19 protein-coding genes are annotated in these 15,991 nt (G+C 46.8%); 15 read left to right on the forward strand and 4 right to left on the reverse strand.

All coding sequences use genetic code 11. From position 1 onward, the window contains the following. Positions 1–41 precede the first annotated feature (41 nt). Positions 42–1,094, reverse strand: coding sequence for an AraC family transcriptional regulator (locus AC0YN4_RS02330; RefSeq protein ID WP_475835016.1), 1,053 nt, complete (start codon positions 1,092–1,094; stop codon positions 42–44). A 143-nt stretch (positions 1,095–1,237) separates the two neighbouring features. On the opposite strand from AC0YN4_RS02330, the gene AC0YN4_RS02335 reads away from it, so the two are divergent. The 4 genes from AC0YN4_RS02335 (at position 1,238) to AC0YN4_RS02350 (ending at position 4,115) form a co-directional block, all read left to right on the forward strand. Further along, on the forward strand, positions 1,238–1,483 hold the full coding sequence (locus tag AC0YN4_RS02335) for a hypothetical protein (RefSeq protein WP_475780850.1): 246 nt from the start codon (positions 1,238–1,240) through the stop codon (positions 1,481–1,483). A 66-nt stretch (positions 1,484–1,549) separates the two neighbouring features. After that, complete coding sequence (locus tag AC0YN4_RS02340) at positions 1,550–2,467, forward strand: sugar phosphate isomerase/epimerase family protein (protein ID WP_475835017.1); 918 nt, start codon at positions 1,550–1,552, stop codon at positions 2,465–2,467. Positions 2,468–2,659: 192 nt separating this feature from the next. After that, entirely contained in the window at positions 2,660–3,223 is a 564-nt protein-coding gene (locus AC0YN4_RS02345; RefSeq protein WP_475780852.1) for a hypothetical protein, read from the forward strand. A 490-nt stretch (positions 3,224–3,713) separates the two neighbouring features. Beyond that, positions 3,714–4,115, forward strand: coding sequence for a (R)-mandelonitrile lyase (locus tag AC0YN4_RS02350; protein WP_475780853.1), 402 nt, complete (start codon positions 3,714–3,716; stop codon positions 4,113–4,115). Between the two features lie 100 nt (positions 4,116–4,215). On the opposite strand, the gene AC0YN4_RS02355 is transcribed toward AC0YN4_RS02350, so the two are convergent. Continuing rightward, positions 4,216–5,475, reverse strand: coding sequence for a sialidase family protein (locus AC0YN4_RS02355; protein WP_475780854.1), 1,260 nt, complete (start codon positions 5,473–5,475; stop codon positions 4,216–4,218). Positions 5,476–5,648: 173 nt separating this feature from the next. Here AC0YN4_RS02355 and AC0YN4_RS02360 point away from each other — a divergent pair, with 173 nt between their 5' ends. Continuing rightward, positions 5,649–6,521 (forward strand): hypothetical protein, encoded by an 873-nt coding sequence (locus AC0YN4_RS02360; RefSeq protein ID WP_475780855.1) that lies wholly within the window; start codon positions 5,649–5,651, stop codon positions 6,519–6,521. A 75-nt stretch (positions 6,522–6,596) separates the two neighbouring features. Here AC0YN4_RS02360 and spoIIP read toward each other — a convergent pair whose 3' ends face one another. Continuing rightward, positions 6,597–8,081 carry a stage II sporulation protein P gene (gene spoIIP, locus AC0YN4_RS02365; protein WP_475835018.1) on the reverse strand — a complete coding sequence of 495 codons (1,485 nt, stop codon included), beginning with the start codon at positions 8,079–8,081 and terminating at the stop codon, positions 6,597–6,599. A gap of 171 nt (positions 8,082–8,252) precedes the next feature. Here spoIIP and AC0YN4_RS02370 point away from each other — a divergent pair, with 171 nt between their 5' ends. From AC0YN4_RS02370 to AC0YN4_RS02410, 9 genes are all read left to right on the forward strand, one after another. Continuing rightward, on the forward strand, positions 8,253–8,705 hold the full coding sequence (locus tag AC0YN4_RS02370) for a hypothetical protein (protein ID WP_475780857.1): 453 nt from the start codon (positions 8,253–8,255) through the stop codon (positions 8,703–8,705). Between the two features lie 157 nt (positions 8,706–8,862). Then, the gene (locus AC0YN4_RS02375) at positions 8,863–9,444 is read left to right on the forward strand and encodes a YjgB family protein (RefSeq protein ID WP_475780858.1); all 582 of its coding nucleotides are present in this window, start codon (positions 8,863–8,865) and stop codon (positions 9,442–9,444) included. Positions 9,445–9,597: 153 nt separating this feature from the next. Further along, positions 9,598–10,167, forward strand: a complete 570-nt coding sequence (locus AC0YN4_RS02380) for an SF0329 family protein (RefSeq protein ID WP_475780859.1) — start codon at positions 9,598–9,600, stop codon at positions 10,165–10,167. Positions 10,168–10,254: 87 nt separating this feature from the next. After that, positions 10,255–10,773 (forward strand): VanZ family protein, encoded by a 519-nt coding sequence (locus AC0YN4_RS02385; protein WP_475835019.1) that lies wholly within the window; start codon positions 10,255–10,257, stop codon positions 10,771–10,773. Between the two features lie 6 nt (positions 10,774–10,779). Continuing rightward, positions 10,780–11,418 carry an HD domain-containing protein gene (locus tag AC0YN4_RS02390; RefSeq protein WP_475835020.1) on the forward strand — a complete coding sequence of 213 codons (639 nt, stop codon included), beginning with the start codon at positions 10,780–10,782 and terminating at the stop codon, positions 11,416–11,418. Positions 11,419–11,568: 150 nt separating this feature from the next. Next, a complete protein-coding gene (locus AC0YN4_RS02395; protein WP_475780862.1) occupies positions 11,569–11,934 on the forward strand; it encodes a DUF6864 domain-containing function in 366 nt (121 codons plus the stop codon). Then, positions 11,931–12,245, forward strand: a complete 315-nt coding sequence (locus AC0YN4_RS02400) for a hypothetical protein (RefSeq protein WP_090975354.1) — start codon at positions 11,931–11,933, stop codon at positions 12,243–12,245. The genes AC0YN4_RS02395 and AC0YN4_RS02400 overlap by 4 nt, the downstream gene beginning before the upstream one ends. 151 nt (positions 12,246–12,396) lie before the next feature. Then, positions 12,397–12,840, forward strand: coding sequence for a cell wall hydrolase (locus AC0YN4_RS02405; RefSeq protein WP_475780863.1), 444 nt, complete (start codon positions 12,397–12,399; stop codon positions 12,838–12,840). 152 nt (positions 12,841–12,992) lie between these two features. Continuing rightward, positions 12,993–13,844, forward strand: coding sequence for an alpha/beta fold hydrolase (locus AC0YN4_RS02410; RefSeq protein WP_475835021.1), 852 nt, complete (start codon positions 12,993–12,995; stop codon positions 13,842–13,844). Between the two features lie 178 nt (positions 13,845–14,022). Here AC0YN4_RS02410 and AC0YN4_RS02415 read toward each other — a convergent pair whose 3' ends face one another. Next, a complete protein-coding gene (locus AC0YN4_RS02415; RefSeq protein WP_475780865.1) occupies positions 14,023–14,679 on the reverse strand; it encodes a DUF1345 domain-containing protein in 657 nt (218 codons plus the stop codon). Between the two features lie 193 nt (positions 14,680–14,872). Here AC0YN4_RS02415 and AC0YN4_RS02420 point away from each other — a divergent pair, with 193 nt between their 5' ends. Then, positions 14,873–15,868 (forward strand): Gfo/Idh/MocA family protein, encoded by a 996-nt coding sequence (locus AC0YN4_RS02420; protein WP_475835022.1) that lies wholly within the window; start codon positions 14,873–14,875, stop codon positions 15,866–15,868. Positions 15,869–15,991 lie beyond the last annotated feature (123 nt).

Raw genomic sequence — 15,991 nt, forward strand, 5'->3', positions numbered from 1 at the left:
AGGAGTTGTTTGCTTAATGGCAAACAACTCCTTTTGTGCGATCATGACAATATTGCGTTACCTTCGTCACCTTTTACCAATTTGCGGTATTTCATTGGCGTAACGCCATAGAAGGAAAAGAACTTTCGATAGAAAAAGGTTAAATTGTTATATCCGATTGCTTTGGAAATCTCCTCAACGGTTAGATCCGTTAATTTTAACTGCAACGCCGCATGTTTGAATTTGTGCTCTTGTACGAAGGAAGAGAAGGTTTTCCCGGTCACACTCTTGATGATCCGGCCTAAATGCTCTGCTGAATATCCAAAGTGCTCGGCTGCTTGGTCTAATGTTAGGTTTAGATAGTTTTGATTGAGGTAGGCCAGTAAGTCAGTAATGGATATATTCGATCGTCTGACTTCTTTGTTCAAGAATAATTCGTAACGATCACTCTCTATTAGTCTGGTAAACAGAATCGTCAGATAGGCTTTGACAATCTCGGGGTTTGCTTGTTTGCTTTCGAATGATTCGCATAATAGGTTCTGAATCGTTTGTTTGATCTGCCAATTGTCTGATGTATGGAATAACAGAAAGTTCTTCTCTCTGGAAGTATCGCTAATGATCGAAGCAATGGTCTTGCCGAGGATGTTGTCGCCAAGAATGTTGTAAATGAACGAATCGTCAAAAAACTCATTCTTCGCCAAGAAGTTGATTAGGATATCATTCTCGCCTACTTTGTCGATGGAATGCTCCACATTTTTATTGAGGATAATCAAGTCCCCTTCATTGAATTCAAACCGTTCTCCTTGAATCTCTTGGTAGAAGGTGCCGCTGTAAACGTAATTCATTTCAAAGAGGTTATGGGTGTGCTTGACCATTTGGACAAACCTGGTGTGCCTGGAGATGGAGAAGATTTCCCCTGTGACATGTAATCGGAGCACATCACCCTCTAAGGTGTAGTGATACGCGGATGGGTGGGTCATGGACATGGACGGAGTGGTCGTACCGCGTGAAAGAATCCGATTTCTAATCGTTTCATCGGAGAGATCCTGGTCCCTTAGATGCATCTCCAAATCCGTTAATTCAACTAACATGCGATCCAATTCTTCAACATTCATAAAACCGCCTCCCACGTCCCTAGTATATCAGTTTTGGTTAGTCAATACGTCGACTATCGATATTGGTGTATGGGTTAATATGGGTTAGAATATCCGCAAAGGTTAGTCAATTGGTCAACTACATCTTCATAGGGGGAATTATTGTGAGCTGCAGCGTTATGGAAGATGAGATTCTGATGTTTTCTAACCAGATCGTCAGGAGCATTGTCGATGAGGTGCTGACGGAGGGGAGAAAGGTGATCCGCATTCATACAGCCTGGCAGCTGCAGCATGGTGAAATCCTGCTTTACGAATATTCGTCCATAAACATTCCGACCAGCAATTTCACACTTCTGGACAGCTTGGAAGATTATAATCGGATCTGTGAACAAATTCACTGGGTAAAGTGAAAGTTCTAAAAGATTAATTAGGCTAAATAATGCTATACTGACCATAGAAAATACTTCATCCAAAGCGTGGTGCTTATCGTGGCAGTAGAGCAAATTCGAATCGGTACGATCGTCGGCGGCAGAGACGCTGTACGGGTGATTCCCCAAATCGCGCAGCATGGTTTCGAATCTTACAGCCTTTCGTTTGGGCAATCTACAAGCGGCATAGAGCTTAAAGAAACAGCAAAGCAAATCGAAGATCTCGCGGCACAGCACAACTTCGTTATCTCATCAGTTGGTGTATACGGAAATCCACTGACAGGTGAAGGCGACAATGCAGACACGCTAGCCAGCTGGGAACGATTGATTGATCACGCACATCTATTCGGAACGGACATCGTTGCCGGCTTTACAGGGAGGCTGACCGGATTATCCATCGAGGCTTCGATTCCCAAATATGCGGAGGTATTCGGTGAGCTTTCTCGCAGAGCGGACGGGAAAGGTGTTCGGATTGCGTTTGAGAATTGCGCAATGGGCGGTACATGGAATTCAGGCGATTGGAACATCGCACTGAATCCGAGTGCATGGGAGTTGATGTTTAATGCGATTCCATCGGATAACATCGGCCTGCAATGGGAGCCCGCACATCAAATGGATTCTTTAGTCGACCCGATTCCGCAGCTTCGCAAATGGGTGGACAAAGTGTTTCATGTTCACGGCAAAGACGCTACAATAGCTTGGGATATCGTTAGAGAGTATGGCCTTCGCGGGCCAAAGCGATTTGTTTGGGATCGAACGCCGGGTTTCGGCGATACGAATTGGTCGGATATTATTACCATTCTTATGCAGGCGAGCTACAAAGGAACGATCGATATCGAGGGCTGGCATGACCCCGTTTATAAGGATGAACTGGAGATGACCGGACAAGTCCATGCCTTGCATTACTTAAAACGATGCCGAGGCGGAGCTTTCGTTCCGAACCCGTCAGCTGACGGCTATAAGTAGATAAGTAGACGTATACGATCAAATTTCAGAGGATAACGATATAATCCGTATGAAGCCCGCGATAATGCGGGCTTATTTCTCGTGATAATAGATCGTCGAGGAGCACGATATTCTAGCATTTGAATATGATGCTACTAGGATCCATTTTGAGATTAATAGCATGAACTAAAGAATAAGAAGGGAGACGATCGCATGAATGAAGAACCACGCAAACCACAATCTTGGTGGCAGACGCTGCCGGGGATCATGACAGCAGTGGCGGGAATTATTACGGCTGTAACTGGATTGGTCATCGCGCTAACCCAGGCTGGTGTCTTCTCAAGCGATGTGAAGCCTGTCTCTCCCTCAACCGAGATGAGGTCTGTAAATTCATCTGCTCAGACCTATGAGACTTCAACGGATGACGAGAAAGAAGTAGTCGGTCAGCTGGAGCAGAAATTGAAGGATGTCAACATCGAGTTAGGCCCAACCGCTGCAGACGTATTGAAAGTACGTGGCTACTTTGCAAGCACAAACCCGGCATACCGCCTGCTAGCCGACGGCTGCCTTCAGCTTATGGGGGATTTACGTTTGAAAGAAACAGGCTATCTAGATGTGATTGATGATCAATATACAAGGCTGGTAGGCCAAGCAAATTACGTTTCTGCTGACGGTAAATTGGATTTGGACAAATTGAAGCAAGCAATCCTTAACGCACACAATGAGATCCGCGGAACGAAGGCGACATCTTTCGAACATATTGTGGAGTCTCGTTAGCAACAAAGAAACGGCAGCCTATGTAGGTGCTGCCGTTTTTGTTGCGTGGACATTTGTCGACGATCAATCTTCCGATACTGCTGTAAAATTAACGCTTTCCGGACCGACCCTTGTAACACCTACAAGAGTTGCTTGGATAAATACAGTGTACGCGACATTTGCAGTATTCGGGGCATTGAAGTCCGATCCTGAGAAGGATATGATTTGCGGCCCCAGTACATTCGTATTTAAATTTTGTAAAGCCGAAAAAACTGATATTCCCGAGGTTGTTAAACCTCTAATCACCGTTACCAGAATGTTGGTACTAGAAGGTGATGGACCGATCTTGTCACAACGCTCTCACCTACCGCGATTACTTTATTAATACATATGCAGCATGGATTACATAGGATTGGACAAACAACTTGAATAGGTTAGACAAAAGTTGATTAACCGCATCAATTCGATTAACATATCCCCTATACATCACTCAAACGGAGGTAATGACAATATGGAAATCAGAAGAATTGGCTCACAACCTTCAGGCAAAGGCTCGTCCGATTATTTTACCGGTACGGTTCGCATCGATCCCTTGATTGAGGCAGCTGATCCGGCGCGTGTAGTTGCAGCCAGCGTTACGTTTGAGCCGGGAGCTCGGACAGCATGGCATACGCATCCGCTGGGACAAACGTTGATTATTACAGCAGGCAAAGGAAGGGTACAACGATGGGGAGGCCAAATCGAGGAGATTTGTCCCGGTGACGTGGTTTGGTTTCCGCCTGGGGAGAAACATTGGCACGGCGCTTCACCAATGACGGCGATGACTCATATCGCGATTCAAGAACGATTGGACGGTAAAGCGGTCGATTGGTTAGAGGAAGTCAGTGATGATCAGTATTCGACTGTCTGGTAACAGAAGACGAGAAATGGCGCCACAGTTATGAAACCTGTGACGCCTTTTTTGTTTTTAGGTGCCCCTCCTTAGGTAGTCATTTCTTATTTAAACGCTATGGCTAAGGAATGACGATGTCGGAGTATCCGGCAAATATGGTTTGAGATCCAGGCGCCGTGCTCATCCAAGTTGCAATATAGCCGCCGGGAGGGACGCTCGTGATCGTGATATAATCGCCGATTGTGGAAACCGGGGTAGGGCCGATCTGCCCCGCATTCGGGTTGAAGGAGACGTTCGTGATTCTTGTATTCGTAAACGTTTGCGCTCCATTAATGGAGCGCGCCACAAACACGTCGAGATTGAAGCCATCTACCTGATTGCTGTAATACACGATATTGACTACGCCGGTTAATGGGTCCACGTCGATGAAAGGGAAGAAGTTCTGCGAACCAGCCGGAGCTCCGGTAATGCTGACCGGTGCCGACCACGTCATCCCTTCATTGGTTGATTTCGCGAGGAAGATGTCCGCGTAGCCTTCACGGTTATCCTGCCACACCGCATACACCGCACCGGTATTAGGACCGAGGGATCGATCACAGGAAATGCTTGGATATGTCAGTACCCTAAAACCATAGCCGGGTACCGGAAGCACCAACGGAACCGGGTCGACGACAGAGACGATGATAGGCGGACCGAAGGTCGTACCTCCGTCTAGCGAACGCCGAACGTAATAGCGATCATTTGGCGCATTTACCGTAATCCAAGACGCATAAACAATCCCCGTTACATCTACCGTTACAGCAGGTCTCCGCACTTTATCTGTGACGCTGGAGAGCAGAATAGGAGTATCCCAGGTCAAGCCGCCATCTCTCGAACGGTCTAAGAAAGCCGTAATATTGCCTCCGTTAGCTACATTGAACTGATTCGCCCTGACTACATAAACATTGCCCAAGTAGGGGCTCGATTGTCCGTTATCGGCGATTAGAAAGGTTTCGTCATTATTTATGTACGTTCCGTAGCCAGGAGCGACTAGGATCGGATTGCTGAAGGTTGTGCCATTATCGTTAGAAATATAGACATATGTCGATCCGAATTGATGGCCGGGGAAGACATGAGCACTGACGATAAAGGTGCTTGGAAATTTGTAAGCCACCGACGCGCATTCCGCTCCGGTAAATATTCCAGGCGGAAGCGGAAGCAAGGAGGTGGTCCAGGTATCACCTCCGTTCAACGAACGATAGAGGCCTACTTTAGGAGACTCCCCGTCCGTATGATCAGTTGCAGTAGCCAGCACGATGCCGGGAATGAGAAGATTAACCGCGATGCTTGGCTCAAATTTCGGCAGAATTCCGGTTGTCACTTGGAAATTAAAATTTGTCATTTGACCTCCGCCTTTTACATACGTTTGACACATTTTATTTCGTTCAAACTCGTCCTATTCCATTAGAACTGCTCAGAACCTGGTATACAACGAAAGACTAAGACTTACGCCATACTAATATATATCCAGTATATGAGTTGGATCATGATGCAATAATGAAGGGGGTGAAGCGCATGGAAATCATACATACGATGCCTTTTTTCATCCGAACGGATGATAAGGATTATGACTTGAAGTTGATGGAAACTTGTTTTGAAAGCCTGAGTTATTCGAAGAACGTTCGTGTTGTCATCTATAATCAAGGCTGCTTAGTGGAGCAAGAGATTGAGAAGCTGCTGGCATCCTATTCCTTGAAAGTTATCATTCTGGGAGAAGGCAAGAATGTAGGAATCCCCAAAGCCAGACAAAGTTGTTTTGAATATATTTGGGCGAACTTCCCTGAAGTTCCATTCATCTCGGAAATTCATCCCGACATGATTTTCCCGCCGAACTGGCATGAACCATTGTTGAGCTATTTGGAAAACTCAAACGATCCGATGATTTCTCCATGCATATTAACGGAAAGTGGACATTTACATCCTTATCACAACCAGAAACATCCGGTGCTGCTGGCTGAGGGATTTAATCTGGAGAACGTGCTCATGATTTTGAAGGAGATCAGCGATCAATTACATTCGACGGAACCGCAAGAAGGATTCGTACACCCCGTCATACATAAATCAAGTGCACTGCGTCATATTGGCGGATACGATCATCGGTTTCTACCAGGCAAGCAGGGCTATGAGGACGATAGCTTGCTTATTGGATATGCCTACTATATGGGTACTTTATCTAACTGGCGGCCAAAGTGCTTGCCGTCATCATGGGTCTACCATGCGGCCTTGGCACAGCGGATGTCTCTTGGGGATCGAGAAGAAGATTTCCAGAAAAATTTGAATGGCTTGTTTCAACAATATGGGGCATACGGATTGAAAGAATTAGCTAGGATACATGGGGAAACGTCGACAGGATATTTTCAAACTCTGTACAATAATCAGGTACGGTAGATGGATAATGAAAGAACGGCAGCCGGGAATGGCTGCCGTTTCTATGAGTTCGAGGACTTGAGCACCGAGAGCCAATCATTGACCGCTCAAACGAATTTGATTGATGGCTTGTGCCAGGATATCCATCGTTCTATTCGATTCCGCCAATGTATTAGCCGTGCCGCCGACTTCGATTAATGCGCTGGTAGGAGAGTAGTTCTGATTATACCACCCGTTGCCGACGCTATTATCTTTATAGTAGATTCCTCTGGATAGACCAGGGTAATTAGCCGTGATCAACGCTTGTATTTTCTTGGCGAAGGCATCATTCTGCTTCCAATTCGGATTCTCCAGCCCGATAACGAAATATAATTTGGCGTAATTCGATCCGCGAATATGGACTGTCGTCTCGCTTCTGGGACTCGTATCACGATGAATATCAAATAAATATTTGATTTGCGGATGCAGAGATAATTGATTCATGATCGATTTCTCCGAGTAAACATAGGATTTTCCGTAATTAAATTGGCTTCCATAGATCGATGCGTAGTCATATGAAGTATGATAAACCTCAGCGCCAAGCGCTTGCAGCACGCCGGTCAGTCGTGCCCCTAACATAGCGACATTGGTTGTCGCATTGTATGCGAAATCGGGGTTCGTTACGCCGGGCAATTCAGGGATCCACGATTCCCGATTATGCGATTGATAAATATAAATGGCCGACTTCAACCCCGGGTTTGTCGTTGTCTTCGCTTCATAACGAATGACCAGCTTAGACGGGTCGCCTGAGTTTTCAATTTGAACGTTCGCATGTTGTTTTAAATCCGCTACGACTTGAATGGTCGATGTATCCGCTTCCTTCATTCGATAATGAATAGCTGAAACATAAGGGTCGCTCGGAGAAATGTTCGACACTTCACCCCACGCATTCTCGGCTGGCTCGCTTATTGTCCCATTAAACGTTACACCCGGCAGATCGATGACCATACGATCCGGGTCAGTTGACGTGGAGACGATAGGAGAGAAGTTCCCGCTAGTTCCGATCGTTAAACGATGATTGGCAAATTGAATGGATTCAAGTGAAGGATATTGATCCGGAGGGATTGCAGGTACGTTCGGATCGGTGGCAGGATCGCTGCCGGATACATCGCTATTCGTTCTCCATAAACGAACAGCGTAAGCTGACGCGTCCCACTTCACGAGAAGACCCAGGTTCTCGGCGACGAAACGAATCGGAAGCAGCGTTACGCCATTAATGACAATTGGCGGCTGCTCCAGACGCAGCATTTTTCCATCCTGAATCGCATAGGTACCGTTAATCGGTAGTACGATTGTCGTCTTATCGCCTTCAAGAGTTGCAATCTGGCTCTTCTTATTCCATGTAACGTTTACACCTAAACCATCCGCAATGACGCGAATCGGTACCATCGTGGTCTGATTGACCATACGTGGAGCAACGGCCGAACTTAGCTGGTGTCCTTCAAGAAACAATTTAATCGTTGCAGGTGCCGCATGAGAAGCCATAGGAGTAAAAGAGAGCGGTAACAAAAGCGAAAACAATGCAATAATCGATCTTTTCATCTTACACCTCTAATCTAGTTGTCAATTCTAGCAGCCTTAAAAAAACGATAGCCTCTTAAAAATAAGAAACTTTCGCCATTTTCTCAATGCTATAATTTTGGTAATAAGTGTACAGACGGCTTGCAAGTGCTTGAATAGATTGTAATACCTATAGAAAAGAGGTGATGATTGATGGCTGTAAAATCAAAGATGACCAAGAACAGCGCTAAGCAATGGATAGGTCAACCGGTGTATATCGAATTAGTGGACGGCAGCTCTTATTGGGGTATGGTCACAGATGCAAAGAGTGGACAACTGATTTTGTCCGGCCAGAGAAGTCCTCGGAAAACAAAGCTGATCACGACCAAACGTGGAAGTAAAGCAACGGTTTCCAGTTTTATTCCCGGACTGATGGGATCCTTAGTTGGGGGCGGTTCGATGTTTGGCGGGGGTATCTTTTCCGGTGCAGGGGGCTTCGGCGGAGGAAGCATTGCAAGCGGATTAGGCGGAGGCTTTGGTAACTTTGGAAGCTTTGAAAGTATGATGGGCTTGATGGGGAATATGGGCAAAACATTCCCAATGATGAAGATGGGCTACGGGATGATCAAATCCATTATGCCGATTATGAAAATGTTTAAGGTTTAAGGTTAGCGAACTGGTGAAACATTGAGAATGGCACCCACAAAGGTGCCATTCTCTGCATGTTATAGTTGTCCGTTATAATCATTTCTGCGCAGGGGTAACTTATCAGGGAGGAGCTGCATTTCCGGCTCGACCACGCTACGCAGGAGGTTACTTAATCATGAATCGAATATTACGAAATACGCAAGCCGTATTGCTAGCCAGCCTATTACTGATGACCGGACTTACCGAAGCTGCTCAGGCCAACGCCAATGAAGCTGCAAAGCCGATGCGCCAAATGAGCGCGTCAGACGCGGCAATGGCGAAGAAGGTACTGAACAGCTTCTATAAGCCTGCGCTGAATGGCAGGTTTCCCGGCTCGGTGAACGGGGTGAAAGTCGGGGTAAGTACCAGAAAGAACGTGCTTGGCATCATCGGCCAGCCAGACAAAACGCGAACGGATGCGGACGGGTTCGACATGTATTCTGCCGAGATGGGGCACCCCGGATATGCCGTCGCTTATAAACTGAATAAAGTTCGAGAAATCCGGTACTTCGGGACCAATGTCGAACGAGAGACAAATATCGGCGGGATAACGAAACGTATGCTCTTCGCAGCTTGGGGTGCACCTTCCGCATCGGTCAAGATTCGCAATGGCTCCTTGGTGCAACAGAAGATCACTTACAACCGCGGACCCTATAAACTGGCGTTTATATTCAATTCCGGCACGAATCTCGATCACATTAACCTGCTTAAACGTTAATGAGGTCCGAACAACGATCGATGAACCGCCTCCATACGAGGCGGTTTTTTGTGCTTAAGATTCTTCTTGAACCTGTGGTAAAATGAAACCAGCCCATCATCGTGACTGTAGCATAGACTTGTACTGCTGTCTCACAGAACATCGGAGGATACTATGTCTTGGAGTAAATTGAAACAACAACTGGAGAGTTTTCTTTGTCCTGCATTAATAGGCAGGGTCGAATACCGTGCAACAAGCTACCGTTATACACCTGATAAAGCAGGTCATTGTTATATTGCGGTAGATAAGAAGAATGTGCTCAACATGAATGATTTAACTACATTAATTAAGTGGTATCAGACAGAGCAGGAAATTAAGAATGATTCCGCTATTCAAATTCCGATTCATAAAGAAGAAATTGAAGCGGTCAGGAACGATACCAAGGGTCTGGTACCGGAAGAGCGTCTGCAAGTAATTGCAAGAGGCAGAAGAATATCCGAGCTTGCCAAAGAGCTTCTGTCAGCTCAGTCAACTTTAAGCAAATCAAACTTTACCGTAGAAGCTACTAAGTTCCTAGCCCGATCTATAGAGGAAAGCATGGAGAGCAATGATATCTTATTAAATATTCTGGCTCTGGTGGATAGACGAGTCGGAAAGAAGCGGATACTAAACATGAGCGAGACAATAAAGTTAAAGCATCCAAGCGTGCAATATTTTTATGAACTCCGCCTTAGTACGCTATAAAGGTGTTTTAAGAATAATTTTATGATTACCCTCGCTCCTATTTAATAACTTTTCCTTATCATTAGTGAATGATAAGGAGGATGGGAAATGGATAAAAAGATCGGGACTAATTTGATCATTCACGGGCTGTTTGTTTTATATATGTATGCTTTAATCAAAATCATTTTGTTTAAGTTCGGCTCAATCGACGTGACATGGCTTGGGACGCAGCTGAAAGAGAGTTTAACAAACCCTGCCCATTTAAGCGATCGTTTGAAGAGCGGGAATTTGATTCCCTTTAAGGAAATCGCCACAGCAATTCATGTACAATCGAGTCATAGTCTTATGAACTTGTATGGGAATATCGTGATCTTCATTCCATTCGGGTTTTTTATCGGTTTGATGTCCCTAAGCAAAGGCTCAACAGTCTCCGGCGCTATCTTGAAATCATTCGGTTTAAGCTTATGCTTGGAGAGCGCACAGATCTTGTTCGCAATCGGACGGTTTGATGTCGATGATCTCATTCTAAATGCAAGCGGCGGCTTGCTTGGCTACGTAGCCTTGCAATTATTCGTATGGTTCATGGGAGCAATTCCGATACGACGCGAAATAGAATTAAAGGAGTAATTGCAGATGTCGAATTATATCGCAGACATTAAGATACCCGATAGTAAGCTGGCCGTTGAAGCAGCAGAATTATTGCGTGAGCATGGCGATGATCTCCTGTGGAATCATTCGAACCGAGTATTTCTGTTTGCAGCGATGAATGGGAACCAGAAACAGATTAAATACGATCCTGAATTGTTATATATCAGTTCACTATTCCATGATATTGGTCTCACCCCCGCATTTCGAAGCGATGACAAGCGGTTTGAGGTTGATGGGGCAAATGCAGCCCGTGATTTCCTTAGAAGTCGCGGTTTGCCGGAAGATTACATTCGACTGGTGTGGGATGCGGTTGCTCTTCATACTACCATTGGAATCGTGGAATATAAGGAAGCGGAAGCGGCCCTTATGAATTTTGGCGTCGGATATGATGTGGTGGGGAAGAACTTCGATCTAATTTCAACCGAAATGCGGCAGCAAGTCGTTGATGCTTTTCCACGGAACAATTTCAAGCACCAGATATTGCATGCCTTTATTGAGGGCTTCAAACACAAGCCGGAAACGACGTATGGCACCATTAATGCCGACGTTTGCGAAATGCTTCTTCCGGGATATAAGCGACCTAATTTCTGCCATAGTGTCCTACATTCCAGATGGGAAGAGTAGAACTTCCATTCATCGATTAAAGCTTGAGAAATCAAGCTTTTTTGGCATGGAGGGGAATTGATCATGGATGGATAGTCATGAACTCTCGCGCATGCTCGTACACTGTAATAATAAGCTTGTACGATGACTAATCGCTGCGGAGGGATAACGATGAGAATAACGTCCGGCGGATTCGAAGCCGTGTATTATGGCCGAGTACTCGCTTACGATATGAATCCGATCGAAATTGTGTTGTCGGAAGAGAATGATCCGCTGACCTTCGTGTTCTGCATTGAAACGGAATCGGAACGAGATGACTTCATGACGGATATCAGGCTGGTCCGTTACAATGAAGTTCGCATTGCCTGCGTGAATTTTCCGAGGGGGAAGCCGATCGGCAATCAAGATATGATCCAGCTCGGCGTGTTGAACAACCGGAAGCTATCGTTGCGTTACGAAGTGACCATTAATTACGATACGACGTCCTGGGCACTGGCCTTCACGTTCTTCTCGGGCGAGGGGGTTGGGCCGGCATGAACAAACTCGAAATTCAAGATCCGCGGGTAGCCAGTAAGATCATCGCGGCGAACGCGGAGAATGATAAGCGCAAGGCGGAGCTTGGATTCCTTGGGAAATTCTTCGGTTCAGGCGAAAATGTGCGCCTGTATATCGTCGGTACGATCACGCTCGGTGTACTTCTCATCGCCCTGGTTTATACGCTAATCCCTGACCAATATCGTTCGCCCGACTTCGGCTTGAAGGAAATGTGGACGCTAGTGGTACTTCCGGTCGAATCGACGATTATCGGTTATTTGATCGGATCGAGGACGAAGGAAACCGGAGGTTAGGTTCGTTCATCATACCTGTTAATTAAACTCCGTACGGCAGCACGTATGGATAGAAAGGGCCATCCCGTTCAGGATGGTCCTTTCTTGTAGACTGTAACACATCCGCTTCACCTACAATATGATGAGTCTAGAAATCTAAAGAGGTGAGCCGATGGGAGTCGTAAAAGCCAGGAAGCAGGACATTGATATGCTGGCAAGGTTGCTTCGAGCTGAAGCTGAGACCGAAGGCGAGATGGGCATGCTCCTTGTTGGAAATGTTGGCATTAACCGTATACGAGCGAATTGCTCCGATTTTAAAGATCTCCGAACAATTCCCCAAATGATCAACCAAGCGCATGCCTTCGAGGCGCTGCAGCATGGTTTGTACTATCAAGGCGCAAGAGAGAGGGAACGTCGTCTGGCACAACGGGCTGTGAATGGGGAACGAAATTGGCCGGGCAAATTCTCACTGTGGTATTTCCGTCCAGGTTCGTTCGACAATCCAGGACCCTGTCCGCCAACTTGGTATAATCAGCCGTTCGCAGGACGATGGAAGAAGCACTGTTTTTATGAACCGACCGGGCAAGAGTGTGAGAATATATACAATACTTTTTAACGGCAGTATAAAGTTAATGCAGCCCAAAATGGCAGCCGGTATATAGCGGCTGCCATTTTGGGTTGTATTTTTGAAATACCTGAAACAACATTCGTATAGGTAATAGGTTAAGAGGGCATCATTTGATCAAAACCTAGAGTGGAGAAGATACCATGAATGCCATAGAAGTATCAGCAGAAACAGTGGAAACATCGTTTATTGATGCGAAAGGAATTCGATTCGCATACCGGACATTCGGCAAACCATCCGAAGTGCCGCTCGTGTTCTGCCAACGTTTTAGAGGTACGATGGATGACTGGGACCCGGCCCTCGTAAATGCTTTGGCGGAAGAACGTACGGTCATCCTCTTTGATAGTGCGGGGATCGGATTGACATCGGGAGAAGTTGCAGAATCATTCTTTGAAACAGGGGAATATGCAATCACTTTTATTGAAGCGCTGGGTCTTAAACAAGTGGATCTCATCGGTTTCTCTATGGGGGGTTACATTGCGCAGGTAGTGACAGTGGCTCACCCTGATTTGATCCGTCGTTTAATCTTGGCAGGTACAGGCGGCGGGACCGGGGAAGGTACGCAATCTGGCAAGCCTGAAGTATTCAAAGTTGCTTTTAAGCCGGTGAACGAGCCGGAAGATTTCCTTTACTTGTTCTTCGAACCTACGGAAACAAGCAGAGCGTCAGGATTACAGTACCTAGACCGGCTCGCTAATCGAAGACAAGACGACCGTGCGCCACTAGTTAAGGCTGAGTCGGTTCAAGCGCAGATAAAATCATCTGTGGCATGGGGGAAGGATTCGACTTTTGACAGACTCGGGGAGATTAAGCAGCCCGTGCTTGTAGCTAATGGAAGTCATGACATCATGATTCCGACTATCAATTCTTATCTTGTTTCCCAACGCATCCCGAATGCACAATTGATTATTTATCCGGATTCAGGTCATGGGTTTTTGTTCCAATACGCAGATTTATTTGCCGAACATATTCATTTGTTTTTGAACAGAGCTTAATGAAGAATTTGTCGGTGATAATTTAGCAACCATGTGAACTCGCCAAAACGAGTTGTTTTTTTTGAAATCCTACAAACTTTTTTTGCAACAAGCGAACAGAATATGACCTATGACGAAGCTGCCAGCACGAAGGCGGCTTCGTTACTTTTACGGACCGTTGTGCATCAATCTGCACGGCTTATGCGATGTTAATCGCCCGCGCTGCCAATACAGCGACAATTACTAATGAAATGCAGGATTGGACCATCATTAGGAGTTTGGCTCTACTCGACAAAACCATCGTATCCGTCGGACTGAATGCGGTGTTCGTGTTAAAAGCGAGATATAAGTAGTCCAGAAACATGGGGATCCATGCCGTCCATCCTGTGATTTCAAAGGTCATCTGCGGGAATAAAAAATCAGGACGTTCGCTATTTCCACTGTGCCTCTTCACCGGACCGCCACGGTCGATTTCCCAATACCAGACGGCGAATACGCCAATGTTGCATATCCATAGCAAAGCGGCGCTGCCGATCAGATCAGCCGCGGTAGTACTATGATTAAACAAAGCATATAGCAGAAACACCAAACTGGTAACCAGTCCCAATGTAATCATGCCAGCTAAACCTAGCCCAAGTATCCGTGTCCACGCATGATGACCTCTCAGGACACTGACGGTCATCGGTACAAGCAGCATAGAGAGGATAAGAATCACGATCCAACTCGGGATTACGTTTAATTTCTCGGAGATGAGACTAAGCAGTAGCCCGATGATAACCACCGCCACGGAAGAAGCGGAACGGGGTATGCGAATATGGTGGTGCTGTTCCGATGAGCGGGTTTGCTTCTTCGGCAAGGGATTCACCTCGTTTCGAATTCGTCTAAATCTGATTATTTATATAATAGCATATAGCTGAGTTCAACTATCGGGACACAACTGTTCAAGGATATCAACAATGAATATGTGCGTTAACTTGACCGAAACGCTTTGCAATCGTCATCGAATCGGTTAAGGTGGAGTTATCTGAGAGGAAAAGGGGACTTTACTCATGGCAGAACAACGGATTGTGAAATGGGGCATTATGGGTCCGGGAGGCATCTCGGACAACTTCGCTACGGAGTTACCGCACGCACCAGGCGCAGAGCTCGTCGCCGTCGCGGGACGCTCGCTCGACAAGGCGCAAGCATTCGCCGAGAAATTCGGCATCCAGCGCGCTTATGGCAGCTGCGAGGAGCTCGCGGCTGATCCAGACGTCGAGATCGTCTACGTTGGCACGCTTCATCCGATCCACAAAGAGAATGCACTGACGCTGCTGCGCGGAGGCAAGTCCGTGCTCTGCGAGAAGCCGTTCACGATCAACGCTGCCGAGGCTAGGGAGATTGCGAACCTGGCGCAGCAGAAGGGTCTATTCCTAATGGAAGCGATGTGGACGCGGTATCTACCTACGATCGTCAAGGTGCGGGAGTGGCTGGACAGCGGCGCAATCGGCGACGTGCGCATCGTGAAGGCCGAGTTCGGCTTTGACGCAGGCTGGAATCCCGAAGGGCGGCTGCTGAACAAGGAAAAGGGCGGCGGCACACTGCTCGACGCCGGAATTTATCCGGTTTCGTTCGCGTCGATGGTGTACGGCGGAGAGCAACCTTCCAAGATCTCGAGCTCCGTCCTGATTGGCGAGACAGGCGTGGATGAGCAGTTCTCGCTGCTGTTCGAATACGGCGGCGGCCGCACCGCCAGCCTGCACAGCTCGGTACGACTCTCCATGACCAACGAGGCTGTCATCTATGGCACGAAGGGGCGGATTGAAATTCCGAGATTCCTATTTGCCAAGGCCGCGACGCTGCATGTGAACGGCGAGGAGCCGGTCGTCTTCAAGCAAGAGCTCGAACCGTCCGGCCACTTCTATCAAGCGATCGAGGCGATGGAGTGCCTGCGCGAGGGCCGCAAGGAGAGCGAAGCCTTGACTGTCGACGAGACTGTGCGCATTATGGAGACGCTTGACCGGATCCGTGAGCCATGGGGACTTAAGTATCCGAGCGAAGCGTGATTCAAGGGCAAAGATCAGATAGGAATTTCAGAACTGTAATGGCATTATCATGGAGAAGTCGGCAAACGCCGGCTTCTTTTTTTTATGACTATGTTAAATTCTAATGTTGATAATGAACCAAAA

This window comes from Paenibacillus sp. J22R3 (assembly GCF_056269305.1).